A 23,715-nucleotide genomic window follows, 5' to 3' on the forward strand; every position below is an offset into this window, starting at 1 on the left:
CGGGGGGACGGGTTCGTGGGGGCTGTGACGCCGGAGGGCCTAGCCCTTGACGCTGCCGGCGCTCAGGCCGGACTGCCAGAAGCGCTGGAGGCCGAGGAACGCGACGACGATCGGGATGATCGTCAGCAGCGAGCCGGTGATCACGAGGTTGTAGATCGGCTGCGCGCTGACGCCGGTGGCCTGCGCGTTCCACTGGTTGAGGCCGACGGTGAGCGGGTACCACTGCGGGTCGCTCAGCATGATCAGCGGGAGGAAGTAGTTGTTCCAGGTCGCGACGACCGAGAACAGCAGCACGGTGACGATGCCGGGGGCGAGCAGGCGGATCGAGATGGTGAAGAAGGTGCGGAACTCGCCCGCGCCGTCCATCCGCGCCGCCTCGAGCAGCTCCGTGGGCACCGACTCGACCGCGTAGACCCAGACCAGGTAGAGGCCGAAGGGGCTGATCAGCGAGGGGATGATGATCGCCCACGGGGTGTTGGTGAGGCCGAGCTGGCTGAACATCAGGAAGGTCGGGACGGCGAGCGCGGTGCCGGGGACGGCGATCGCGCCGAGGACGACCGCGAAGACCGCCTTGCGCCCGGCGAAGCGGAACTTCGCGAGGCCGTAGCCGGCGAGCGTGGCGAGCAGCGTCGCGCCGCCCGCGCCGACGACCACGTAGAGCAGCGTGTTGCCGAGCCAGCGGAGGAAGATGCCGTCGCGGTAGGTGAGCGTCTCGGCGATGTTCTGGAAGAGGACGAAGTCGCCGTCGAACCAGAGGCCGAAGCTCGAGAACAGGCCGGCCTGCGTCTTGGTCGCGTTGATCACGAGCCAGGCGAGCGGCACGAGGCTGTAGAGGATGAACGCCGACATCAGCAGGGTGAAGGCGATCGACTTCTTCGGGGCGACCGAGGAGCCGCGGCGGGCGGGGCGCTTGGCCGGGGCGGCCTTCGTGGGGCGGGGTGCGGTTGCGATGGCCATCAGTTCTCCTTGCGCGCGCCGCGGAGCTGCACGACGTAGGCGATCACCGCGGTGATCACGCCCATGACGATGGCGACCGTGGCCGACGCGTTGTACTGCTGACCCGCGAAGGACAGGTTGTAGGCGTACATGTTCGGCGTGAAGTAGGTGGTGATGATGTTCGGCGCGAGCGTCCGGAGGATGTTCGGCTCGTTGAACAGCTGGAAGCTGCCGATGATCGAGAAGATCGAGGCGATGACGATCGCGCCGCGCAGGGCGGGCAGCTTGATCGAGCGGATGACGCGCAGCGGGCCGGCGCCGTCGATCTCGGCGGCCTCGTAGAGCTCGCCGGGGATGGTCTTGAGCGCCGAGTAGAAGATCAGCATGTTGTAGCCGACGAACTCCCACGTGACGATGTTGCCGATCGAGACCAGGATCCAGTCGCGCGAGAACGGCGCGATGAGGTCGGAGCCGAGCAGGTCGTTCACGTTGGCGGTGAGGCCGAAGTTGTCGCCGTAGATGAAGCCCCACATCAGGACCGCCACCACCGCGGGGACCGCGTAGGGGAGGAAGACGACGATGCGGAAGAAGCCCGTGCCGTGCAGCCGGCCGCTGTCGATCGCGAGGGCCGCGACCAGCGCGAGCACCAGCATCACCGGGACCTGGACGACCAGGAACAGCAGGACGCGGCCGAAGCCCTCCCAGAAGTTCGGGTCGCGGAAGATCGCGAGGTAGTTCTCGAAGCCCACGAAGGCGTTGCCGCCGATGAGCTGCTCGCGGAAGAGGCTGAGGTAGATCGAGTAGATCACCGGCGCGATGAAGACCAGCAGGAACACCACGAGGAAGGGGGCCACGAAGGCCAGGCCCTTCCACTCGCTCTTCGCCCGGCTGCGCGGGACGGCGAGCGGTGCGGCCGGCGGAGTGACCTCGCGCAGAGGGACAGGGGGAGACGTCGTCGTCATCGGCGGGATTCCGTTCGGGGTCGGTTCCGCCATGTTCACGTCAACATGGCAGAACGCCACCGTAGCATGGCGACGTCAACACGCGCACGATCCGTTAGGTTTCGATGGGGAAACGATGTTCCGCCGCCGGCGCGGGACTCGTGGAGGGACGGCATGGCGATCGAGACGAACGCGGCGACCGCCGTCCCGCGCCGACGGGGCGTGTCGATGGCCGATGTCGCACGGCGCGCGAACGTGTCCGGGCAGACCGTGTCGCGGGTGTCCAACGGCAAGCAGAACGTCGACACCGAGACCCGCGAGCGCGTCCTCGAGGCGATGCGCGAGCTGGGCTACCGGCCCAACAGCGCGGCGCGGGCCCTGCGCACCGGCCGCTTCCACAGCATCGGCGTGATCATGTTCACGCTGTCCTCCTTCGGCAACATGCGCACCCTCGACGCCATCGCGATCGCGGCGGCCGACGCCGGCTACTCGATCACCCTCATCCCCGTCTCGCACCCCACCCAGGGCGAGGTCTCGGTCGCCTTCCACCGCCTGAGCGAGGAGGCGGTCGACGGCGTGATCATCGTGGTCGAGGCGCACCTGCTCGACGAGGCCGACATCGTGCTGCCGCCCGACCTGCCCGTCGTGGTCGTCGACTCCGCGGGCGGCGACCGCTACCCGGTCGTCGACACCGACCAGGTCTCGGGCGCGCGCCAGGCGGTGGAGCATCTGCTGGAGCTCGGCCACCGCACCGTCCACCACATCGCCGGACCCGAGCGCTCCTACTCGGCCGAGCGGCGCCGCGAGGCTTGGGAGTCGACGCTGCGCGCGCAGGGCGCCCCCGTGCCCGAGGTGCTCGTCGGCGACTGGTCGAGCGCCTCCGGCCACCGCATCGGGAAGGTGCTGGCCGCGGACCCCTCCGTGACCGCGATCTTCGCCGCCAACGACCAGATGGCGCTCGGCGTGCTGCGCGCCCTGCACGACGCGGGCCGCGCGGTGCCGGGCGAGGTCAGCGTCGTCGGCTTCGACGACATGGAGGAGTCGGCGAGCTTCTGGCCGCCGCTGACCACCGTGCACCAGTCCTTCGGCGACACCGGGCGGCGCTCGGTGGACATCCTGCTGCGCGAGCTGGAGTCGGGGGAGCGCTCGGGCGTGACGCTGACGCCGACGGAGCTCGTCGTCCGGGAGAGCACGGGGCCGGCGCCGCGCTGAGCCGCGCTGCTGCGACCTGCAGCGCGGGCGATACTGTGAGGCTTCTCACCCGTCCTCGCTAAGGAGCTCCCATGTCGGTCGGCCTGCTCGCCGTCGTCGATGACATCCTCACCGCCGCCCTGAAGGCGAGCGCGAAGACGGCCGGTGTCGTCATCGACGACGCGGCCGTCACCCCGCAGTACGTCCAGGGGCTGACCCCGGCGCGCGAGCTGCCCGTGGTCGGGAGGATCGCGCTCGGCAGCCTCGTCAACAAGTTCGTGATCATCATCCCGATCGCGCTGCTGCTCTCCTCGTTCGCGCCGTGGGTGCTGCCGTACCTGCTGATCGTCGGCGGCGCGTTCCTCTGCTTCGAGGGCGCGGAGAAGGTGCTCGAGTGGTTCGGCGTGCACCACGCCGCCGGCGAGACGGAGGCGCGCGACGAGAAGAAGCTCGTCTTCGGCGCCGTCCGCACCGACCTCATCCTCAGCACCGAGATCATGCTGATCGCGCTCGACGGGCTCGACACCGACCTCGGCTTCGGCGGGACGCTCGGGGCGCTCGCCGTGGTCGGCCTCGGCATGACGCTGCTCGTCTACGGCGCGGTCGCGCTGCTGGTCAAGATCGACGACGTCGGGCTGCGGCTGATGAAGAACGCGGCGCGGGGCGTCCGGCGGTTCGGCGTGCGCATCGTCGCCTCGATGCCGGCCGTCTTCCGCACCATCAGCATCATCGGCACGCTCGCGATGCTCTGGGTCGGCGGCCACCTCGTCACCGCGAACCTGGCCGAGACCTTCTGGCACGGCCCGTACGACCTCGTGCACGTCGTCACCCACGCGGTCGAGGGCGCCGGCCCGGTCGTCGTCTGGATCGCCGACACCTTCGTCTCGATGATCTTCGGCCTCGTGCTCGGCCTGATCGTCGTCGCCGCCGTCATGGGCGTCCGCCGCGTGCTCAAGCGCGGCGAGCCGGCGCAGGCGCACTGACCACCGCATGCTGATCGAGCAGCCCGCGCCGCGGGCGTCTCGATATCCACGCGCTTCGGCGGGCGGGTCTCGATACGCCGCTCCGCGGCTACTCGACCACCATGAAGGCGGTCCGCGCCCCTCCCTCTGGTGATCGAGTAGCCCCGCAGGGGCGTATCGAGATCCCGCCCCTTCAGCGCTCCAGGTGCGAGTACTCCGGCAGGTCGATCGCGTCGGCCGGCGGCGTGAAGAACCGCCCCATCGTCCGCCCGATCACCGGCGTCGCCGCGACCTTCACCGCGAGCCCGAACGCCGCCACTCCGAGCGGCGAGACCGGATTCGCCACCCGCGGCACCCCCGGTGGCAGCGCCTGCGCCTGCTTCACGTAGGGTCGCATGATCCGCTCGTAGCCCGCGAAGCCGTCGCGCGGATCCACGTGCGCCGCGAGCTCGCCGGCGAGGACGTACGCGCCCGCGAGCGACAGGCTCGTCCCCATCCCGCTGACCGGCGAGGCGCAGTAGGCGGCGTCGCCGACCAGCGCGACCCGTCCGCTCGACCAGCGCGGGGCGTGCACCTGCCCGATCTGCTCGTAGTAGAGGTCGTCGGCCTCGTCCAGTCCGCGGAGGACGCGCTGCGCCTCCCAGCCGGCGTCGCCGAAGACCGCGCGCAGGTGCGCGCGCTGCTCGTCGATCGAGCGGCGCTCGGTGCTCGCGCGGTCGAGCCGTCGGTCGATCACCTGCGAGAGCGCGACGCGGAGCGTGCCGTGCGGGTCCGGGCGGAGGGTGATGCTGCGTCCGCCGGCCGCGCTGTACCAGCGCCACCAGTCGTCGTCCGCGGCGGTGCGCGGGATCGTGGCGTAGGAGGTCTCGAGGCCGAGCGAGCGGATCTCCGGCTCGGTGCCGAAGACGAGGCGGCGGGTGCTCGAGCCGATGCCGTCGGCGGCGACGACGAGGTCGAAGCGCTCGTCGGGGGCGTTCTCGAAGGAGACGGTGACGCCGGTGCCGTCGTCGCTCAGCTCGGTGATGCGGTCGCCGTAGCGGTACTCGGTGTGCTCGGCGGTGCTCTCGACGAGGAGCCGCGCGAGGTCGCCGCGGAGGATCTCCAGCTCGGCGGTCGCGCCGCCGCTGTCAGAGGTGCCGGCCGGGAACTCGGCGAGGGTGCGGCCGCCGCGGCCGACGAAGCGGGTGCCGACCTCGCCGGTCGTCGCGGCGCGGATGTCGTCCTCGAGGCCCATCCGGCGGGCGACCTCGCGGCCGGCGCCGCGGACGTCGACGTTCTGCCCGCCGAGCCGCAGGGCGGGCGCGCGCTCGACGATCGTCGTCTCGACGCCGTACCGGTGCAGCCAGAAGGCGAGGGCGGGCCCGGCGATGCTGGCGCCGGAGATCAGGACTCGGGTCATGGTCGCCTCTTTCGTTGATAATCAATGAGATTGGCAATCTACATCAGTATCGTGGAGCCATGACCGACAGTGCGCCCGATCTCGGCATCCGGACCCGCGTGCGCCAGGTGACGGAGCGGCAGAAGCTCTTCGAGCAGTCGCTGACCCGTGCGCTCGCGGTCGACGCCGTCGGGCTCGACGCGATGACGCACCTGATGTCCGCCGGTCCGCTGACGCCGACCGAGCTGGCCGGGCGCCTCGGCGTCTCGACGGCGGCGACGACCCTGGTGCTGAACCGCCTCGAGGCGGCCGGCCACGTCCGCCGCGAGCGCCACCCCACGGACGGCCGCAAGCTGATCGTGACCGCCGCGGACGAGTCGGCGCGGCGCGCGCAGGAGCGGGTCGCGCCCCTGATCGCCGGCGTCGAGGCGGTCGTCGCCGACCTCGACGAGGCGGAGCGCGCGACGGTGCAGGCGTTCCTCGACCGCCTGCTCGCGGTGTACGACGCAGCGACGGACTGACGCGCCGGCGTCCTGGCGGGCGTGGGTATCGATACGCCGCTGCGCGGCTACTCGACCAGCAGGGGAGGGCGCCGCTGGTCCAGCAGCAGGAGCGGGCCCCGGTTTCTCCCGGATGCTCGCGGACTCATGCTGATCAAGTAGCGCGCGCAGCGCGCGTATCGAGATCCACCTGCGTCAGAAGGACGAGTCTGAAGACCCTCCGTGCTGAGGACGGCGGGTCTCGATACGCCCCTGCGCGGCTACTCGACCAGCATGCACGGGGGCGACGAGCGGACCCGAGGCGGGGTCCGGCTGAGCTGGAGGGCCCGATCCGGGTCCGTTCGCGGGAGGTGGGGCATGCGAGTGGACGCGTGCCGGGCTCTGCTGGAGGTGCGAGGCCCGTTCCGGGTCCACTCGCGGCTTCATGCTGATCGAGTAGCGCGCGGGGCGCGCGTATCGAGATCCACCTGCGTCAGATCAGGGGTCTGCAGGCCCGCCGTGCTGAGCGCGGTGGGTCTCGATACGCCGCTGCGCGGCTACTCGACCAGCATGAGCGCGCCGCTTCGCGTCTACTCGACCAGCATGGAAGGTCCGCGTTCGCATGCTGCCGCGTCTTCATGCTGATCGAGTAGGCCGCGGAGCGGGCGTAGCGAGATCCACGTGTTCGGCGGGTGGGTCTCGATACGCCGCTGCGCGGCTACTCGACCAGCATGAGCGATCCGCTGCGCGGCTGCTCGACCGGCAGGCAGGGCGTCAGCAGCTGCGCGCGGAGTACCCGGCGGGGATCACCGTGGTGACGGGCGTGCCGTCGACGGTGGCCGTCGCGGTGACGGTGGCCTGGCCGGCGGGCACCGAGGCGGCGCGCGTCGAGAAGGCGGCGGAGGCGTTCTTGCCGGGCAGGACGCCGGTGAACTCCTTCGAGCCGTAGGCGGAGGCGACGGTCATCGAGACGGGGACCGACGCGTTGTTCTGCGCCGTGACCGTCAGGGTGACCTTGCCGGCGATGCAGCGGGTCGTCGCCGTCACCGCGACGGCGAGGGCGGCGGGCGCCTTCAGTGTCACGGTCACGGTCGTCGTCTGCGAGACCGTGCCGTCGGCCGAGGTGACCACGACGGTGCCGACTCCGCCGTTCGCGGTGGTCGGCTGCGTCACGCGCACCCGGGCCGCCGAGTCGGTGGCCACCGCGGTGAGCACCGGCATCGTCGTGCCGTCGACGGTCACGGCGTAGGAGCCGCGGGCCGGATCGAAGCCGGCGACGCCGACTCCGTTCACGCGCAGGGCGCCGAGGGTGGCGACCGCGGCGGGCGAGGCCACCGACTCGTACAGCTTCGTCTCCGACACGATGAGGTGCGTGTTGGCGTAGGCGTTCATCACGACGCGGAAGGCCTTGGCCGTCACCGGCGCGAAGGTCGCGGACAGCGTCGGCGCGGTGCCGTCGGCGGGCGCGGCCAGCGCGACCGCGGACTCGTAGCCGGGGACCGCGGTCCAGGTCGTGCTCGAGGCGCCCTGGTACTGCAGCTGGTAGCTCTGCGCCCAGCTGGTGCCGCCGTCGCGCTGGAACTGCACCGACACCTGCTGCACCTGGCGGGTGGCGGGGAAGGTGTAGGTCAGGCTGCTCTGCGCGGCCTTGGTGCCGCTCGTCCAGTTGGACCAGCCCTTGTCGCCGTCGACGCCGTTGCGGGTGCGCTCCGGTCCGTAGCCCGACTCCGACGAGGTCGCGGTCGCGACGATGCCCGCGTCGGGGTTGAAGTTGCGGAGGGTGCCCGCGGTGACCAGCACCGTCAGTGTGGCGGGGAGGGTCTGGCCGTCGGCCGTCGCGGTGCCGGAGATCGTCACCGATCCGGGCGCCGCGAGCGAGGCGGTGGTCAGCGGCGTCCAGTCCCAAGCGACCGGCACCGCGAAGGTGCTGGTCGAGGCGCCGACGCGGGCCGGCACGGTCGTGGGAGCCGCGGCCTGCACTGCGGCGACGGAGGCTCCGGCGGCGACGGTGAGGGACGCCGGGTCGGTGGCGGTGAGGCCGCCGACGTCGACGAGCGCGGTGACGGGGATCGACTGGCCGAAGAGGTCGGTCGCGGTGCCGGTCACCTCGACGCGGCCGGCGGCGGCGTAGGCCGAGTCGGCCGGCCGCTGCCAGGTGACGGCGACCGGTGCGCCGGTGCCCCAGGCGTACTGCGGCGCGATCGAGGCGGGCAGGGTCGGCGCGACGCCGACGGTGGTGCGGACGGCGACCGTCTGCGCGGCGGACGGGGCGAGGTCGCGCGGCGTCCAGGACTGGTTCGCTCCGCCGTTCGAGCCGTAGACGCCGACCGCGGTGTTCTCGGTGCTGGACTGGCCGTTGACGTCGAGCGAGAGGCCGATCGACTCGTTGACCAGCGTGTAGGCGGTGCCGTCGGTGGTGCTGACGATCCAGCGGGTGGCGGCGTCGGCCTTGGCGGCGTCGACCGAGAGCGTGCGCAGGTCGGTGCCGGCGCTCGTGGCGCCGAGCACGCGGCCGTCGCTGCTCTGCAGCATGACGCGGCGGGTGGCCTCGCGCTCGCCGGGGGCGACCTCGCGGACGGTCCAGCTCTGCTTCGCGGCGGCGGTGGAGTCGGTGGCGAGGGTGGTGATCGTGGTCGCGGCGCCGGTGGGGTTGCCGGTCAGCGCCTTGCCGCTCTGCGTGCCGACCAGCTGGTAGCGGTGGCCGTCGCGCAGCGCGGGGGCGGAGTCGGCGACGCCGGAGACGCCGTCGATCGAGAAGGAGGTGACCGACTTGGCGGGCACCGTGACGGTCGCGGTGCGCGACTCCCGGTCGATGGTGACCGCGGGCTTCGCGACCAGCGCGTTGCCGGTCGGCGCGGCGGCCGAGGCGGCCTGCGTCGTGACGTAGGGGGTGACCGTCGCGCCGGCGGCGATGCTGCCGAAGCGGGAGAGGTCGAGCACGACGGTCTTCGCGGTCGCGCCGGTGTTGGTGTGCACGACGGTCGCGCCGCTGCCGTCGCCGCGGACGGCGGCGGTGGAGGAGGTGTCGTTGGTGGGCATCAGGTGGTCGCCCTCGTGGACGAACTTGGTGAAGTTGCGGATCGTGTTGAACTTCGAGTTCGTCTCGACGCCGCAGACCGGGGCCTTGGTGGAGTCGCCGCCGGCGTCCGCGACGCGGCGCGCGGACTTCCAGACCTCGGCGCCGCCCTCCTGGTACGGCGTGCAGTCGAGGTCGATGAAGATCGAGCCCCAGTTGAGGTTCTCGCCCTTCGGGCTCATGTTGTAGAGGTCCTCGACCGGCTGCCAGAGCACCCAGGCCTTCGGCTCGAGCTCGCGGAGGTCGTCGTTGATGCGGCCCGCGATGCCGAGGCCGTTCTCGATGTTGACCGGGTCGTAGCCCGCGACCCAGTTGCCCTCGATCTCGCTCATCCAGAGGTCCTTGTCGGCCTGCTTGGCGAGGTCGCGGACGGCGAGGCGGTCGGAGGTGCCGTAGGTGTGCACGTTCATCCGGTCGACCTCGGCGCGGACGGCGGCGGAGTAGGCGGCCCAGTTGGTCTTGAAGATGCTGGGGTTGGTCTCGTCCATCGCGGCGATGCCGGCGTCGCTCGAGGAAGCGGCGAGGGCGGCGGCGACGTCGGGGATCAGGTCGGCCTGGCGGGTCGGGCCCATGTGCATGCCCTCCTGCCGTCCGCCGGTCGGGACGCCGTTGGTGAGCTGCGTGCCCCAGTAGTTGGTGTTCGGCTCGTTGAACGGGTCGAGGGTGTCGAACTCGATGCCGTACTCGTCCTCCATGTGCGCGGTGACGGTCGCGAGGTACTGCGCGAACTTCGCCTCCGCGGCGGGCTTCAGCTGCTCGCTCGAGGCGTTGAAGCCGCCGGAGACGTAGCCGCTCTCGGTCATGAAGTAGGGGGCGGAGTTGGCGAACGCCTCCCAGTGCGAGATCTGCTTCTCCTCGGCGAGCTTCTCGACCCACCAGCGCTGCGTCTCGTCGCTCGTCCAGTCGTAGGAGGAGGCGTCGCCGGCGTTCCACTTCGCCAGGAGCGCGTCGCGGTCGGCGTAGTTCGTGCTGGTGCCGCCGTAGGTCGCGGCGTCGCCGGCCGGGTTCTGCTTCCACCAGCCCTCGACCGCGCCGCCGGGGCGGAGGTAGTCCTTCACGTCGGAGGCGTTGCCGCCGCCGATGTTGTAGCGGGCGATGTTCAGGTCGAGGCCGTCGTCGCCGAAGACCTTCTGGTAGAGCTCCTCGCGGAGGGCCTCCGGGTAGTTCCCGGTGGCGTTGGCGAACCAGACCAGGCTGGTGCCCCAGCCCTCGAACGACTCGCCCGCGGCGGCGGGGTTGGGGGTGATGCGGAAGGCGTCGGCGGCCTGCGCGGGGGCGGCGGCCGCGGGGAGCGCGAGCAGCGCTCCGGCGGCGAGGGCGGCGCTCGTGGCGAGCGCGGCGATCCGGCCCGCCTTCCGGCGAGTGCGTCTGGCAGTGGACATGGACATCGATGCGTCTCTCTTTCAACTCTGAAAGGGGAGCTGTTCACGTGAACACGCCCGTGGCCTCCGACCCTACATGTTGACGTCAACAGGCGGAAGGGCCGCGGGCGGGCGGAGGGGCGGCGCTCAGACCGTGCGCGGGCGCTCCCGGAACGCCTCGGGCTCGCACTGGATGGTGGCGTGGTCGATGCCGTGGTCGTCGTGCAGGACGGCGAGCACTCCGGCGAGGGCCTCGCGGTAGTCGGCGTCGGGGGCGACGACGATGTGGCCGGTCGCGCTCTCCATGCCGGAGGTGATGGTCCAGACGTGCAGGTCGTGCAGGGCGAGCACGCCGGGGACCGCGCAGACGTCGCGCTCGACCGCGGCGAGGTCGACGTGCGCGGGCGCCGACTCCATCAGGATCCCGAGCGCCTGGCGGGTCAGCGACCAGGTGCGCGGCAGGATCAGCAGGCCGATCAGCACGCCGACGATCGGGTCGGCCCAGGCCCAGCCGGTGGTGAGCAGCACGATCGCGGCGAGGATCACGCCGACCGAGCCGAGTGCGTCGCCGAGCACCTCGAGCGAGGCCCCGCGCAGGGTGATGCTCTCCTTCGCGCCGGCCGAGAGCAGGCGCAGGCTGACCAGGTTGACCGCCAGGCCGATGATCGCGGTGATCAGGAGCGGCGCCCCGGGCACCGCGGGCGGCTCGGCGAAGCGGCGGACCGCCTCCACGATCACGAAGCCGGCGACGCCGAAGAGCAGCACGCCGTTCGCCAGCGCGGCGAGCACCTCGAGCCGGTAGGAGCCGTAAGTGCGGGCCTTCGCGGCGGGGCGCGCGGCGAGCGAGATCGCGGCGATCGACATCCCGAGCGCGATCACGTCGGTGCCCATGTGCGCGGCGTCGGAGATCAGCGCGAGCGAGCCGGTCGAGACGCCGACGACGAACTCGACGACGGCGAACGCGGCGGTGAGAGCGAAGGCGAGGACGAGCGGGCGGCGGTGGCGGGCGGCGGCGGAGCCCGCAGAGCCGGCGTGCCCGTGGTCGTGTCCCATGCGACTCCCTGCACTCCGCTCGCCGCGACGACCGCGGACGTATTGTCGTATGCACACTCTTGCACATATCGGGCACGATGCGAAGGCCCGGTCGGAGAGCCGGACGGGGTCGGGCGTGCGTCAGCGGTGCGAGGCCGCGTCCGCGTCCCAGAGGGCCTCGAGCGGGTCGTCGGCGTCCTCTCCCGCGAGGAGCTCGGCGTGCCGGCGCTCGGCCTCCTCGGCCGAGATCTCGCCGAGGTCCGCGGAGGCGCGCAGGGCCGCGGCCCGGCCGCCCTCGCGGGTGAGGAACGGGTCCTCGGGGGTCGCATGCCGGACGCCGTCGCGGGCGTCGAAGGCGCGCGCCGTGACGCCCGTGACGGCGGGGGAGGAGGCGAGCAGGGCCATCGCGACCCGGTCGGCCGCCTGCCAGGCCGCCGCCGACGAGCCGCGCTCGGCGATGATCGGCCCGTCGGGGGTGCCGATGGTCAGCTGCTCGATGTCGGGGAGGAGCCGGAGGATGCGCGCGGCGGCGTCGAGCGCCTCGGCGGGCACGGAGTCGACGGGGCCGGAGAACAGCGGCGTCCAGTCCTCGGTGGGCAGGCGGTGCCTCCAGGTGTCCATCCGCGCCTCCTCCGTGATCGTGTCCGTGATCGTTCACGGCGCCGTCGCACCGTGCTCGTGCAGAAAGGCTAGAGCGGGCCCCGGCCCCGGTCGACCCCCGAATCGGGTGAGTGCGCTTTCCGGATCAGGCGGGTACTCGCGCGGCCGCGCGCACCGGTGGGACCGTCCCTCCGGGCGACCTGTCGAGCTGTGCTGGCGCTGTGCCGCGCGGAGCGCGGGTGGGTGCCTGCGGCGTGATGCCTGGTCGATCCACGTGCCCCGGGGTGACCCCGGAGAGGACGGTGCAGCGCGTGCCCCGTCCGCCTCGCCCGGAGGGGCGGCGCCGCCCAGCCTAGGCTGGAGCGCACGAGGCGGGGGGTCGTCGTGCACGGACGGGACGCGGTCGTCGAGGCGCTCGCGCACGCGTTCCTCGGCGCGGAGTGGACCCCGGCCGCACTGCGCGCCGCGCCGCCGACGCGCTCGGCGCCCGCCGCCGCTGGCTCGGGCCGCTGGTCACCGCCGTGCTCGTCGCCTTCCCGCACCCGCCGCTCGACGCGCCGCGCGAGCTCGCGCAGGTGATCGCGGGGCTGCTCCCGGAGCGCGCGCAGCCGGTGGTCGCGCACCTCGCGCCGGTCGCCGCGCGGGCGCTGCCCTCCTCCTCCCCGGTGCCGGCGATCGACGGGCGGGACGACCTCGCCCGGCTGCTCGGGCTCACCCCCGCGCAGCTCGACGGCTTCGCGGACCTCGGGCAGTGGAACCGCCGGACGCCCGCCGGCGCTCCGCGTCCCGGCGCCCTGCAGAACTACGACCACGTCTGGCGGCAGCGGCCGGGTCGCGCGCCGCGGCTGCTCGAGGTGCCGCGCTCGCGACTGCGCGCGGTGCAGCGGAGCGTGCTCGACGAGATCATCGGCCTGGCGCCCGTGCATCCGGCCGCGCACGGCTTCGTCCCGGGGCGCAGCGCGATCACCGGGGCGGCCGTGCACGCGGGCTCGGCGATGCTGATCACCCTCGATCTGCAGCGCTTCTTCGCGCAGGTGACCGCGGCGCGGGTCTTCCGGCTGCTGCGCGGCGAGGGGCTGCCCGAGGCGGTCGCCTACGCGCTCACCGGGCTGTGCACGCACGCGGTGCCGGTCGCCGCGATCCACCGGATGCCCGCGGGCGGAGAGCCGGAGGAGCGGGCCGCGCTCCGCCGCTCCCTCGCGCTCGCGCACCTGCCGCAGGGCGCGCCGACCTCGCCCGCGCTGGCCAACCTGGCGCTGCGCCGCCTCGACGCGCGGCTGACCGGCTACGCCGAGGCGGCCGGCGCCCGCTACACCCGCTACGCCGACGACCTCGCCTTCAGCGGCGACGCGCGGTTCGCCCGGCGGGCGGAGGCGTTCGCGCGCGGGGCCGCCCGGATCGTCGAGGGCGCGGGCTACGCGGTGAACCCGCGGAAGACGCGGCTGCGCCCCGCGTCCACCCGGCAGAGCGTCACCGGGATCGTCGTCAACGCGCACCCGGCCGTCCGGCGGGCCGACATCGACCGGCTGCACGCGATCCTGCACAACTGCGCCGTGCACGGACCGGCCGGGCAGAACCGCGCGGTTGTGCCGGACCTCCGGGCGCACCTGCTGGGCCGGATCGCCTGGGTGAGCGCGGTGCACCCCGGCCGCGGGGCGCGGCTCCGCGCGGTGTTCGAGCGCGTCCGGTGGCCGGAGCCCCTCGATGGTGCGGAGCCGCGGCCGTAGGATGCAGCGGTGCCCGTCACCCTCCCCGCTCCGCGAACGATCGACCCCGCCTCCGTCCCCGCCCTGCGCTGGGGCGTGATCGGCACGGGCATCGCCGACGCGTTCGTCGCTGCGATCCACTCCCGCTCGACCCAGCGCGCCGTCGCCGTCACGGCGCGCGACGCCGAGAAGACGCGCGCCTTCGCCGAGAAGCACGGCATCGCGACCGTGCACGCCACCGTCGAGGAGCTGGTCGCCGACTCCGGGATCGACGCCGTCTACATCGCCACTCCGCATCCGCTGCACCGCGCCCAGGCGCTCGCCGCGATCGCCGCCGGCAAGCACGTGCTGATCGAGAAGCCGATCGCGATGTCGGCGGACGAGGCGCGCGAGATCACCGACGCGGGCCGCGCGGCCGGCCTGCTGGTGATGGAGGCGATGTGGGCGCGCTACCTGCCGCAGGCCGACGTCATCCGCCAGGTCGTCGAGAGCGGAGTGCTCGGCGAGCTGCGCCTGGTCACCGCCGACTTCGGCTTCTCCGTCCCGGTCGATCCGACCGGGCGGCTCTGGGCGAAGGAGCTCGGCGGCGGCGCGCTGCTGGACGCCGGGGTGTACCCGATCTCGTTCGCGTCCTCGGTGCTCGGCGCGCCCGTCTCGGTCGTCGCCTCCGGCACCGTCGACCCGTCCACGGGCGTCGACGCGAGCGCCGACCTGCTGCTGACCACCGGCTCCGGCGCCCGCGCGCTGCTGTCGACCTCGCTCCAGACGTCGCTGCCGGTCGAGGCGATGGTGCTCGGCTCGGAGGGGCGGCTCGCGGTGCACAGCCCGTTCTTCGGCCCGAGCGGCGTGACGCTGACGCTCGGCAGCATGAGCTCGGGACAGGACTCGGAGGTCTGGACCGACGAGGGGCCGTGGCCGTACGGCGCGCTGTCCTTCCAGGCGACGGCGTTCGCCTCCTACGTCGCCGCGGGGCTCGTGGAGTCCCCGGTGCACCCGCACGACGAGGTCGTCTCGGTGCTGGCGACGATCGACGAGGCGCGGCGGCAGGTCGCGGCGCAGGCTGAGGCCGTGCCTTCCTCCCCGGCCGCCGCCTCCGCCCCGGCCGTCTGATGCGCATCCTCACCTGCCTGCACACGATGGAGGTGGGCGGCAGCCAGATCAACGGGATCGAGCTGGCCGGGCGGATGGCCGCGCTCGGGCACGAGGCGGTGGTCTACGGACCGGACGGCGATCTGCGGCCGCTGGTCGCCGAGCTCGGGCTGGACTGGGAGGAGGCGCCCGAGAAGGGGCCCCGCCTGTCCTTCCGCAGCATGGCGCGGCTGCGGCGCATCGTCCGCGAGCGGCGGATCGATCTGATCCACGCCTACGAGTGGGCGCCGACGATGGACGCCGCCTTCGGGCCGCACCTGATCGACGGCGTGCCGGTGGTCACCACGGTGCTCTCGCCGGAGGTGCCGGACTTCGTGCCAGCGGCGTTCCCGATGATCGTCGGCGTGGTCGAGCTGCTCGAGGAGGAGTCGCGGCGCCGGCCGGTGCTGCACCTGATCGAGCCGCCGGTGGACACGGAGCTGAACGCGCCGGTCGCGGAAGCGGCGCGGGTGGCGGAGCTGCGGGCGCGCTTCGACGTGGCGGAGGGCGAGATCGCGATCGTCACAGTGGCGCGGCTGGTGGTCGATCTCAAGCGCGAGGGGATCCTCGCGGCGATCGAGACGGTCGGCGCGATCGGCGACGAGCACCGCCTGCGGTTGATCGTCGTCGGCGACGGCCCGGTCCGCGGCGAGCTGCAGGCCGCGGCCGACCGCGTGAACGCGGGGCGCTCCCGCGACCTGGTGACGCTGACCGGGCAGATGCTCGACCCGCGCGACGCCTACGCGGTCGCCGACATCGTGCTCGGCATGGGCAGCAGTGCGCTGCGCGGGATGGCGTTCGCGAAGCCGCTCGTCGTGCAGGGCGAGCGGGCGTTCTGGCGGCTGCTGACACCGGAGTCGCTGCCGTTCTTCCTCGAGGGCGGCTGGTACTCGCTCGGCGACGGCGTCGACGGGCCGGGGCGCCTCGCCGGGATCCTGGCGCCGCTCGCGGAGGACGCGGAGCTGCGCGACCGGCTCGGCGCGCTCGGGCGCGAGGTGGTCGTCGAGCGCTTCAGCCTCGCGGCGGCGGCGCGCACCCAGGCCGCGATCTACGCCGAGGCGGTGGCCGCGCGGAGCACGCTGCCGCGGCGGCTGCGCGCGCTGGCCCACCCGGCGGTGCGGTACGCGGCGTACCGGCTGCACCCCGTGAAGCGGCGCGTGCTGGGGCTGCTGGGGCGCTGATCCGGTGCTGACCGAGCGCTGATCCGGCGCTCGTCGGCGCGGATCCGGGCGATCCCCGACAGGTGTTGCCCACGCGGTCGAATCCGTCAAGGGTCTCCTCCTGGCCGCTGAGCGCGTCCTACATTGCAGTCATCCGGCCGCATCCGGAGCACGACAGACGACTCCGGCGCGGCCTCCGACGACGGGGGAGGACGCCATGTCCAGAGACGACGTGATGCCGGGCCGCTTCGCCCGCTTCGTGAAGTGGGTGCACCGCGCCGACGGCTGGGAGCCGCAGTACCTGCGCGGCCGCGTGCTGGCGAAGACCGACGGCGCGTGGATCGTGGCCGTCGACGGCCAGGAGACCCGCGTGGCGAAGAAGGAGTGGAGCGTGTACCGCTGAGACTGCCCGATCGCCGGACGGCGGAGATCCGGGAGACCGGTCCGGGAGTGTTCGTGCTGGAGCTGCGCCGGACCCGCCGCCGGCCGGCCGAGGAGCTGGGCCTGCTGCTGCGCGACCGCGGCCGGTGGATCGCGATCGGCCCGGAGGGCGTGCTCGCCTCCGCGGAGAGCTTCGACGAGGCGCTCGCGACGCTGCAGCCGCCCTGCTGATCGAGTAGTCCGCGGAGCGGGCGTATCGAGATCCGGCGCGTTCGGAGGGCGGGTCTGCAGGCCCCGCGTGCTGATGGTGGTGGGTCTCGATACGCCCTGCGGGCTACTCGACCAGCATGTGGGGGGCGCAGCCTACCCCCGCCGCCGGATCCGCCACGGCAGCGCGAGCCAGATCCCGACGATCAGGACCGCCGTGATCGACGCCATCGTGATCGCCAGCGGTCGCGTCGTGACGACGTCGAAGATCAGCAGCACTGTGCCCGTGAGCACGAGGGCCACCGCCATCAGCGTGAGGCGCAGCAGGACGTCCGCCGCGCGAACCAGGGTCCGCTTCGCCCGGCGGCGGAACAGCTCGCGGTGCAGGCTGACCGGCGCGAGCCCGAGGAGGGTCGCGAGCACCGAGCCGCTGACGAGCACCAGGTAGACGTCGGTCTGGAAGAGATCGAGGTCCTCGAAGCGCTGCTGGAAGGCGATCGCGAGCAGGAACCCGGTGAGGATCTGCGTGCCGGTCTGGATGACGCGGAGCTCCTGGAGGATCTCGGCCCAGTTGCGGTCGAGCCGCTCGTTCTCGGTCTCGTCCCGGCCGTCGCCGGGGAGGTCGTCGCGGAGCGGATCGGCGGGGGAAAGCGGCACCGTTCCATTCTGCCCGGCGGCGTCCGTTCGCCCGGTGTTCGCCCGCTCGCAGCATGCGGCTCTGGTGCCGTCGCGCGCGAGGAGGGAGGGTGGTCGCATGACGAAGCGCTGGTGGCTCCCTCTCGCGGCGGTGGCCGCGACCGGTCTCGCCGTCGGCGGGGCGACGCTGTTCAGCTGGACGATCAGCGAGACGCAGTTCGACCGGCCCGACCCCGGCTTCGACCGGCTGACGGCGGAGGTCGCGGCCCTGCCCGGCGTGAGCGCCCCGGAGTCCGCGCGCTGGGTCGAGGCGCCCGTCTTCGCCGACCCGACCTCCTGGATCGGTGTGGACGTCGACCGGGCCGGCCTCGCCGCGCTGCTCGACACCGCCTGCGCGACCGAGTACGCCGACCCCGTGTCCTGGTCGGTCCGGGTGCGGACGGACGGCGGCACCGCGCTCGGAGTGAGCAGCCCCGCGGACGAGCGCCCGGCCGGCGCGCGCTGCCCCGACTTCGGCGTCGATCCCGCGGGACTGCTCGGCCCGCTCGACGGCGTCGCGGACGGCCTCGAGCTGCAGGCCGCGGTCCGCGAGGGCGTCGGCGGCGAGGGTTCGCGCTTCTCGCTCATCGCGCTCGAGGACCCCGCGGGCGTCGTCGACCTCCTGCCGCTCGTCGCCCGCGCCGAGGACCTCCGGGACGCCGGGGGAATCGCCGCCGGGAGCCTCGTCGAGATCAGCGGCTCGACGCTGAGCGTCCTCGTCCGGCCCGGCGAGCAGGAGCGCTACGCCCGGCTGCTGGCCGAGCTGATCGAGCGGCACGGCGTGACGGGCTACTTCGACAGCAGCGACGGCACGCAGAGCGACGGCGTCGACAAGATCCAGGTCACCGCCCCGGAGGCCGAGCACGCCGCGATCGAGGAGGCGCTGCGCGAGTCGGGGCTGTCCATCGCCGAGCTGCCGGTGCGGTTCCTGCCCGCGAGCTGAGCAGCCCGCAGGCTGGATCTGCAGCAGGCTCCGGCTACAGGTGCAGCAGGCTCCAGTCGATGATCACGGCCAGCGCGGTGAACAGCGCGGCGACCGCCCCGACCGCCTTGCCGGCCCGGTCGAGGTCGCTGCGCGGCCCCGGCCGCATGTCCGCGACGACGCGCAGCAGCGCCCCGAGCAGCGCGATCACGGTGACGGCCAGTATCCAGACCTTCAGCGAGACGTGCGAGTCGACGTCGAGCAGGGTGAGGGTCACCACCGGAACGAGCACGGCGAGGAACGACACGACGACCAGCAGGACGCCGCGCCGCGTGAGGTCGGTGGGGCCGTAGGAGCCGGCGCTCAGCCAGGCGCGGAGGGGGCGCCGGGGGGCGGCGGCGAGGATTCCGGCTTCGGTGGTCCCGTCGGCTGCGGCCGCGTGAGTCCCGCCGGTTGCGGCCGCGTGAGTCCCGCCGGTTGCGGCCTCGTGGGTCCCCATGCCGTCGGTCCCGTGGGTCTCGGCCTCGCCGGTCGCACGGGTCCCGGCCTCGTCGGTCCCGCCGGTCGCGGCCGGAGCGGAGGCCTGGTGCGCGCTCTTGCTCACGGACGGGGCTCCTGAGGTGGGTGCGGGAGTGGCCCCGCCGCGAACGCAGAGGGGTCGGTCGAGTCTGACAACGCGCGCGGCCCGGCGGAAGAGCCGCTTGCGGACGTGTCCGCTTGCGGACAGGAGGATCGTGATTGCTGCCTTCTAGCTGATTTGATCCGTCGTCGGTTCTTCATCGACGGTGTCGGCTGCACCTTCCGCGCGCCGTCGAAGCGCGCCCTCGGCGAGGCGAAGTGAGAGCTTGTCGGCGATCGCCCGCCCACGACCGGCCGTCTCATCTCCGAGCCGCCGTGCAGCTCCTATGCCCCCGGCGCCGGTCTCGAGCACCCTGTCCCGAACTTCGTTGGCGGCAGCGAGCCAGCCCCGTGCATTCGCCGTCTCCCGCAGCCGTTCCAGTCCGAGGTGAACTTGAAAGACGACGACATCGCTCGCGAGGACATTGCAGGAGTCGACGACCGCGCGAGCGGACAAAGGATTCATGAGGACCTTCGAGTTCGCGCTGCTGATGGCAGCGTCCATCCGGTCGATCAGGCGCTCCGTGCTTCGGGCGATCCGCTGGAGGCGGTCCTTGCGAGCTGCCTGAAGACCGAGACGGTGGTGATCGAGGTCATCGGGGGAGGAATCGAGAACGCGGTCCAGCTCGAGGAGCGCACTCGCTTCTTGAAGTTGAAAGCAACGGGCGAGCACTGCGAGCCACTCCCGCACTTTCGGCTCGACTTCGCGAGTCGTCCGGGCGACGTCGCCGAGCTTCGTCACACCTTCGGTCTTCTCGGCGAGAACGTCGAGTTGCAGTAGTGCGTAAGCCTGCGTACGCGCGAGAGAGAGCGACGTCGACTGCACCTTCGACCACGTCACATCTGAAACCCGACCGGTCGTCTCGCGAATGGACATCGCCTCTTCGATGACCAGATCGACGCCGATCATGTCGGCGAGCACTGCATCTTTCTGACCGCGCATCAGATCGTCGACCTTCTGGTCGATGACCGAGAGGTACTCGTTGATCTCGTCGATCGACTTCTGCATCGAGGCCTGCGCCATTAACCCGGCAACGCTGCTCAGGGCGGCGGGATTGGTCAGCAGTGCTGCAGGACCGGTGGTAGCGAACTGGACTATCCCTTTGATGCGGCCGTCCGTTCCTTGCACGACGCCCATACCGAGCCCGGTCTTGGTGCTCACCATCTGGCCGTGTTTATGAAGTGCGGCGGCGGATTCCTCGGTGAGCTTGACCCATCGGCCCGACCCGGCAGCAATGGCAGACGCCGCATGGATCGCCGAGGATGCGGCACCGACGGCGGGGCGAAGGCGATCAAGTCGAAGATCGCTGGAGGACAAGCCGGCAGTGCTGAGGAATCGCTCGACCGCTGAGGGCTCACCGATGACAGCGATACCGTCAGCATCTTGAATCAACTGGATCTCGTCGTCCATCGTCGGCGCCTATCGAATAAGAGGGGTGCTCCGCGATCGGGAGTGGTCACATCTCATCACGTGTCGAGCAGCGACGAGAAGGATGCGTCTCCACGTCTGACGAAGGATCGCGAAAGCCCATCGCGAGGGGGCCCCGCTCCTCGCATCCATCGACTCGCCCGGGAAGGCTCGTTCTCGGGGTGGAGAACGCGCCTTCTCGGGCGACTCGGCGGCCGTCTCGAGCGAGTCAGTGGCGGGTGGGCTTCAGGGCGCAGAGAGAGGGGCCGCCCGGTCGGCGGGACGGGGGCGCGAGGCGCTCCGTCCGGGCCGACCGGGCGGCCCCGGTCGTCAGGCTGTGATCAGCGGCAGGCCGTCAGGCTCGCCACTCCGTCGGACAGGGTGCCGGTGCCGCCCAGGAGCACGACGCTGGTGGCGCCGAGGCTCTTGATGTCGTCGAGGACGGGCTGGGGGACGCAGTCGGGCTTCACCGTGTAGAGCGGGTTGCGGGTGAAGCCGGCGGCGGCCGCTCCGGAGAGGGCGTCGGGGAACTTCTCGCCGGTGGCGAGGTAGACCGTCGACGCGGCGGTGAAGGCGGCGCGGTTGAGCTGGACCGAGGTGTCGTAGCGGTCGACGCCGCCGATGCGGATCGGCGTGATGCGGAACGAGTTCTCGATGCCGGTGCTGACCGAGAGCGGGTCGCCCGCGATCGTCAGCTTCTTGACGCCGAGGCCCTGCACCAGGGAGCGGGTGGTGTCGTCGACGGCGCTGAGTCCGCCGTTCACCAGGAGGACGGGGGCCCGGACCGAGCCGGCCGCGGCGGCCGCGGCGAGGGCGTCGGGGAACTTCTCACCGGTGGCGAGCCAGGCCTGCGAGGAGCCCTTCGGGAACGCGGCTTCGACGAGCTTCGCCGCGGTGTCGTAGCGGTCGACGCCGCCGATGCGCTGGACCTCGCCGGTCTTCGCGTAGGCGGCGAGCTCGGTCACGAGGCGGTCGCTGACGCTCAGGTTCGAGCCGACGACGACGATCTTGCTCGGCTTGAGGCGGCGCAGCTCGTCGCGGACCGGCTGCGTCATCGAGTCCTGGTCGACCAGCAGCAGCGGGCCGTTCTGCTTCGCGGCGGCGGGTGCCGCGGCGAGGGCGTCGGGGAAGTTGCCGCCGGTGGCGATGAAGACGACCGGCACGTTCGCCTTGAACGTCGCGGCCGAGACCTTCGCGGCGGTGTCCTGGCGGTCGACGCCGGCGATGCGGGTGACGACCACGGGGCCACCGGGCGTGGGGGTGGCGGTGGGCGTGGCAGTGGGCGTCGCGGTGGGCGTGGCCGTGGGCGTCGCGGTCGGCGTCCCGGTGGGAGTGGCCGTCGGAGTCGCGGTGGGCGTCGCGGTCGGGGTGCCGGTGGCGGTCGGCGTCGGCGTGGGGGTCGACCCGTCGTCGCAGGACGCCGCAGTGACGCGGTAGGTGTACTGCACGTTGGCCGAGCTGCCCGCCCAGACCACGAGGGTGTCTCCCGTCGTGACGGGCACCGAGTCGAAGGCGAACGGGCCGCCGGTCGCCGGAACGGTCGTCTGGTCGGCGGTGACGCCGTTGACGGCGAGTCCGAGGGTCGTGGTCCCCGTGCCACCGACCGGGCCGCCGGTGTCGCCGGCGACGACGGCGCTGACCGGGGCGCCGTCGGTGCAGGTGACGTCCGTCGAGGCGGCGGGCGCGGCGGCGGCGCTGAGGGCGGGCGTGAGGCCGACGGTGCCGGCGATCACCGCGGCGGCGATCAGGGCGGCCCGTGAGCGGCGCGGGGCCCTCACAGTGCCACCACCGCGGCGGGGAGCGTGCAGGAGAGGTGGAGCGATGACGACATCGTGTCGCCTTTCTCGAGAGGGCGGATCGGGCCGCTCCGGTCCCTCGGCGCGATCCCTCCTCCCTCGCGGACGCGGCATCGCGGGCGGGGGTGTCGGGAGTCGACGAGGGAAGGGATCGGTCCTCGAAAGCTAGCGAGGGGCCGGCGGCCGAGGCAATGGCAAGCGGCGCGCGGTGCCCCTGATGGGGGGCGTCCAACGTGCCCGCCTCGGCGGACCCGGGAGCGAGGGCTCGCGCGCCCGGACTTCGAGGGAGCGGGACGCGGACGCGCGGCCGGATAGTGTCGTCGGGCACGGCAGCCGAGTCCGCCGTCGTGATCACGGAAGAGGCGCCCATGGCCACCCCCGGCACCCCCAGCACCCCCATCAGGCCCAGCAGCCCGACGAGCATCGCGAGCACGGCAGCGTGAGTGTCGGGAGCATCGCCGAGCTGCGCGCCGCGCTCGCCGTCGGGGCCGTCTCGGCCGTCGAGGTCGCCGCGGACCGGCTCGCCGCCGTCGCGGCGCAGTCGGGCACGGTCGTGGCGTGGGACGAAGAGGCGGTCCTCCGCGCCGCCGCCTCGGTCGACGAGCGCCGGCGGCGCGGGGAGCCGCTCGGGCCGCTCGCGGGGGTCCCGGTCACGGTCAAGGACTCGTTCGACGTCGCCGGGCTCGACGGCAGCGTCGGCACCGCGGACAGCGTGCACCGCTCCGTCGCGGACGCCCCCGCGGTCGCCGCGCTGCGGGCCGCGGACGCCGTGATCCTCGGCAAGACGAGCGTGCCGCCGTTCCTCGACTCGTTCGACACCGCCAACGACGTGCACGGCCGCGCGGTGAACCCGTGGGGCGCGCAGCTGACGGCGGGCGGCTCCTCCGGCGGGTCCGCCGCGGCGGTCGCGTCCGGGCTGTCCTGGGGCGACCTCGGCAGCGACCTGACCGGCTCGATCCGGGTGCCGGCCGCCTGGAACGGCGTCTGCGGGCACCGGCCGAGCAGCGGAGTGATCTCCAAGCGCGGGCACCTGCCCTGGCCGGTCGGCACCCGGCTCGAGCCGTCCGCCTCCGTCGCCGGGCCGATCGCCCGCAGCGCCGACGACACCGCGGCGCTCTTCGCCGTGCTCGCCGGGTCGACCGCAGCCGGACCGTGGCGGCTCGCCCTCCCCGAGCCGCGGTCCTCTCGGCTGAGCGAGCTGACCGTGGGGCTGTGGCTCGAGGAGGAGGGCGCCCCGGTCGACGACGAGACGGCGGCGGCGCTGGTGACCCTCGCCGACCGCCTCCGCGAGGCCGGTGCGACGGTCGTCGATCTCGGCCCCTCCGTGCTCGGCACCGCGGAGGCCGAGGCGCTGTTCGACCGGCTGGTCCTGCACGAGATCGCCTACCCGGGCGGCTCGGGCGCTCCGATCGCGCAGGTCTGGGCCGACTGGGACGAGCAGCTGCGGCTGCGCGATCAGTGGGAGCGGGACATCGCCGGGGTGGACGTCGTGCTCGCGCCTGCGGTGCCGTTCGCGGCGCCCGCCTTCCCGCTCGCCGAGGCCGACCGCCGGGTGATCGGCCGCTGGAGCTGCATGGCGAACCTCGCGACCGGCCCGTCGACCGTTCTCCCGATCGGGCTCGGAGCGGCCTCGGGCCTGCCGCTCGCGGCGCAGCTGATCGGCGCGCACGGCGCCGACCTCTCGACCCTCGGCGCGGCCCGGCTGCTGGCCGCCGAGGGCCTGGTGCCGCCGACGCTGCGGGCGCCGTCACTCTGACG

General features: G+C 72.9%; 20 protein-coding genes. 10 read left to right on the forward strand and 10 right to left on the reverse strand.

Translation table 11 applies throughout. From position 1 onward, the window contains the following. Positions 1–39: 39 nt before the first annotated feature. Both GTU73_RS02515 and GTU73_RS02520 read right to left on the reverse strand, forming a co-directional pair. Positions 40–957: a carbohydrate ABC transporter permease gene (locus GTU73_RS02515; protein ID WP_123444435.1), complete on the reverse strand. Its 918-nt coding sequence runs from the start codon at positions 955–957 to the stop codon at positions 40–42. After that, complete coding sequence (locus tag GTU73_RS02520; RefSeq protein WP_123444496.1) at positions 957–1,898, reverse strand: sugar ABC transporter permease; 942 nt, start codon at positions 1,896–1,898, stop codon at positions 957–959. Before GTU73_RS02520 ends, GTU73_RS02515 begins: the two co-directional genes overlap by 1 nt. A gap of 153 nt (positions 1,899–2,051) precedes the next feature. Here GTU73_RS02520 and GTU73_RS02525 point away from each other — a divergent pair, with 153 nt between their 5' ends. Continuing rightward, positions 2,052–3,089 (forward strand): LacI family DNA-binding transcriptional regulator, encoded by a 1,038-nt coding sequence (locus GTU73_RS02525; RefSeq protein ID WP_160086694.1) that lies wholly within the window; start codon positions 2,052–2,054, stop codon positions 3,087–3,089. A 71-nt stretch (positions 3,090–3,160) separates the two neighbouring features. Beyond that, entirely contained in the window at positions 3,161–4,051 is an 891-nt protein-coding gene (locus GTU73_RS02530) for a DUF808 domain-containing protein (RefSeq protein WP_160086696.1), read from the forward strand. A gap of 172 nt (positions 4,052–4,223) precedes the next feature. Here GTU73_RS02530 and GTU73_RS02535 read toward each other — a convergent pair whose 3' ends face one another. Beyond that, on the reverse strand, positions 4,224–5,429 hold the full coding sequence (locus GTU73_RS02535) for an FAD-dependent monooxygenase (protein WP_160086698.1): 1,206 nt from the start codon (positions 5,427–5,429) through the stop codon (positions 4,224–4,226). A gap of 59 nt (positions 5,430–5,488) precedes the next feature. Here GTU73_RS02535 and GTU73_RS02540 point away from each other — a divergent pair, with 59 nt between their 5' ends. Continuing rightward, a complete protein-coding gene (locus GTU73_RS02540; protein WP_160086700.1) occupies positions 5,489–5,929 on the forward strand; it encodes a MarR family transcriptional regulator in 441 nt (146 codons plus the stop codon). Positions 5,930–6,661: 732 nt separating this feature from the next. Here GTU73_RS02540 and GTU73_RS02545 read toward each other — a convergent pair. The 3 genes from GTU73_RS02545 to GTU73_RS02555 form a co-directional block, all read right to left on the reverse strand. Continuing rightward, positions 6,662–10,345, reverse strand: a complete 3,684-nt coding sequence (locus GTU73_RS02545) for a glycoside hydrolase (RefSeq protein ID WP_160086702.1) — start codon at positions 10,343–10,345, stop codon at positions 6,662–6,664. A 126-nt stretch (positions 10,346–10,471) separates the two neighbouring features. Further along, positions 10,472–11,377, reverse strand: a complete 906-nt coding sequence (locus GTU73_RS02550; RefSeq protein WP_160086704.1) for a cation diffusion facilitator family transporter — start codon at positions 11,375–11,377, stop codon at positions 10,472–10,474. A 120-nt stretch (positions 11,378–11,497) separates the two neighbouring features. Next, positions 11,498–11,977, reverse strand: a complete 480-nt coding sequence (locus GTU73_RS02555) for a hypothetical protein (RefSeq protein ID WP_160086706.1) — start codon at positions 11,975–11,977, stop codon at positions 11,498–11,500. 419 nt (positions 11,978–12,396) lie between these two features. Between GTU73_RS02555 and GTU73_RS02560 the strand changes: the two genes are divergently transcribed. The 5 genes from GTU73_RS02560 (at position 12,397) to GTU73_RS02580 (ending at position 16,562) form a co-directional block, all read left to right on the forward strand. Then, positions 12,397–13,683 (forward strand): reverse transcriptase family protein, encoded by a 1,287-nt coding sequence (locus GTU73_RS02560; RefSeq protein WP_160086708.1) that lies wholly within the window; start codon positions 12,397–12,399, stop codon positions 13,681–13,683. A gap of 9 nt (positions 13,684–13,692) precedes the next feature. Next, positions 13,693–14,772, forward strand: a complete 1,080-nt coding sequence (locus tag GTU73_RS02565; protein WP_160086710.1) for a Gfo/Idh/MocA family oxidoreductase — start codon at positions 13,693–13,695, stop codon at positions 14,770–14,772. Further along, on the forward strand, positions 14,772–15,971 hold the full coding sequence (locus GTU73_RS02570) for a glycosyltransferase (protein WP_160086712.1): 1,200 nt from the start codon (positions 14,772–14,774) through the stop codon (positions 15,969–15,971). Before GTU73_RS02565 ends, GTU73_RS02570 begins: the two co-directional genes overlap by 1 nt. Before the next feature lie 196 nt (positions 15,972–16,167). Next, positions 16,168–16,353, forward strand: coding sequence for a hypothetical protein (locus tag GTU73_RS02575; protein WP_160086714.1), 186 nt, complete (start codon positions 16,168–16,170; stop codon positions 16,351–16,353). A gap of 47 nt (positions 16,354–16,400) precedes the next feature. Next, on the forward strand, positions 16,401–16,562 hold the full coding sequence (locus GTU73_RS02580) for a hypothetical protein (protein WP_160086716.1): 162 nt from the start codon (positions 16,401–16,403) through the stop codon (positions 16,560–16,562). A 132-nt stretch (positions 16,563–16,694) separates the two neighbouring features. On the opposite strand, the gene GTU73_RS02585 is transcribed toward GTU73_RS02580, so the two are convergent. Continuing rightward, positions 16,695–17,195, reverse strand: coding sequence for a DUF6328 family protein (locus GTU73_RS02585; protein ID WP_160086718.1), 501 nt, complete (start codon positions 17,193–17,195; stop codon positions 16,695–16,697). Positions 17,196–17,292: 97 nt separating this feature from the next. Here GTU73_RS02585 and GTU73_RS02590 point away from each other — a divergent pair, with 97 nt between their 5' ends. Continuing rightward, on the forward strand, positions 17,293–18,156 hold the full coding sequence (locus GTU73_RS02590; RefSeq protein ID WP_160086720.1) for a hypothetical protein: 864 nt from the start codon (positions 17,293–17,295) through the stop codon (positions 18,154–18,156). A gap of 34 nt (positions 18,157–18,190) precedes the next feature. Here the strand turns inward: GTU73_RS02590 and GTU73_RS02595 are convergent, their stop codons facing one another. The 3 genes from GTU73_RS02595 to GTU73_RS19445 all read right to left on the reverse strand — a co-directional run bounded on the left by GTU73_RS02595 (position 18,191) and on the right by GTU73_RS19445 (position 21,939). Continuing rightward, on the reverse strand, positions 18,191–18,739 hold the full coding sequence (locus GTU73_RS02595; protein WP_160086722.1) for a hypothetical protein: 549 nt from the start codon (positions 18,737–18,739) through the stop codon (positions 18,191–18,193). Positions 18,740–18,883: 144 nt separating this feature from the next. Continuing rightward, positions 18,884–20,164, reverse strand: coding sequence for a hypothetical protein (locus GTU73_RS02600; RefSeq protein WP_160086724.1), 1,281 nt, complete (start codon positions 20,162–20,164; stop codon positions 18,884–18,886). Positions 20,165–20,502: 338 nt separating this feature from the next. Further along, the gene (locus GTU73_RS19445; RefSeq protein ID WP_160086726.1) at positions 20,503–21,939 is read right to left on the reverse strand and encodes a cell wall-binding repeat-containing protein; all 1,437 of its coding nucleotides are present in this window, start codon (positions 21,937–21,939) and stop codon (positions 20,503–20,505) included. Positions 21,940–22,396: 457 nt separating this feature from the next. Here GTU73_RS19445 and GTU73_RS02610 point away from each other — a divergent pair, with 457 nt between their 5' ends. Continuing rightward, positions 22,397–23,713 carry an amidase family protein gene (locus GTU73_RS02610; RefSeq protein WP_160086728.1) on the forward strand — a complete coding sequence of 439 codons (1,317 nt, stop codon included), beginning with the start codon at positions 22,397–22,399 and terminating at the stop codon, positions 23,711–23,713. Positions 23,714–23,715: the final 2 nt, after the last annotated feature.

The sequence above is a fragment of the Rathayibacter sp. VKM Ac-2804 genome (assembly GCF_009866655.1).
Taxonomy (GTDB): Bacteria; Actinomycetota; Actinomycetes; order Actinomycetales; family Microbacteriaceae; genus Rathayibacter.

What these genes read in the sequence shown, in the direction of transcription:
- GTU73_RS02515 (WP_123444435.1), bottom strand. Translation starts at nt 957, where the DNA reads ATGGCCATCGCAACCGCACCCCGCCCCACGAAGGCCGCCCCGGCCAAG.
- GTU73_RS02520 (WP_123444496.1), bottom strand. Translation starts at nt 1,898, where the DNA reads ATGACGACGACGTCTCCCCCTGTCCCTCTGCGCGAGGTCACTCCGCCG.
- GTU73_RS02525 (WP_160086694.1), top strand. Translation starts at nt 2,052, where the DNA reads ATGGCGATCGAGACGAACGCGGCGACCGCCGTCCCGCGCCGACGGGGC.
- GTU73_RS02530 (WP_160086696.1), top strand. Translation starts at nt 3,161, where the DNA reads ATGTCGGTCGGCCTGCTCGCCGTCGTCGATGACATCCTCACCGCCGCC.
- GTU73_RS02535 (WP_160086698.1), bottom strand. Translation starts at nt 5,429, where the DNA reads ATGACCCGAGTCCTGATCTCCGGCGCCAGCATCGCCGGGCCCGCCCTC.
- GTU73_RS02540 (WP_160086700.1), top strand. Translation starts at nt 5,489, where the DNA reads ATGACCGACAGTGCGCCCGATCTCGGCATCCGGACCCGCGTGCGCCAG.
- GTU73_RS02545 (WP_160086702.1), bottom strand. Translation starts at nt 10,345, where the DNA reads ATGTCCACTGCCAGACGCACTCGCCGGAAGGCGGGCCGGATCGCCGCG.
- GTU73_RS02550 (WP_160086704.1), bottom strand. Translation starts at nt 11,377, where the DNA reads ATGGGACACGACCACGGGCACGCCGGCTCTGCGGGCTCCGCCGCCGCC.
- GTU73_RS02555 (WP_160086706.1), bottom strand. Translation starts at nt 11,977, where the DNA reads ATGGACACCTGGAGGCACCGCCTGCCCACCGAGGACTGGACGCCGCTG.
- GTU73_RS02570 (WP_160086712.1), top strand. Translation starts at nt 14,772, where the DNA reads ATGCGCATCCTCACCTGCCTGCACACGATGGAGGTGGGCGGCAGCCAG.
- GTU73_RS02575 (WP_160086714.1), top strand. Translation starts at nt 16,168, where the DNA reads ATGTCCAGAGACGACGTGATGCCGGGCCGCTTCGCCCGCTTCGTGAAG.
- GTU73_RS02590 (WP_160086720.1), top strand. Translation starts at nt 17,293, where the DNA reads ATGACGAAGCGCTGGTGGCTCCCTCTCGCGGCGGTGGCCGCGACCGGT.
- GTU73_RS02600 (WP_160086724.1), bottom strand. Translation starts at nt 20,164, where the DNA reads ATGGACGACGAGATCCAGTTGATTCAAGATGCTGACGGTATCGCTGTC.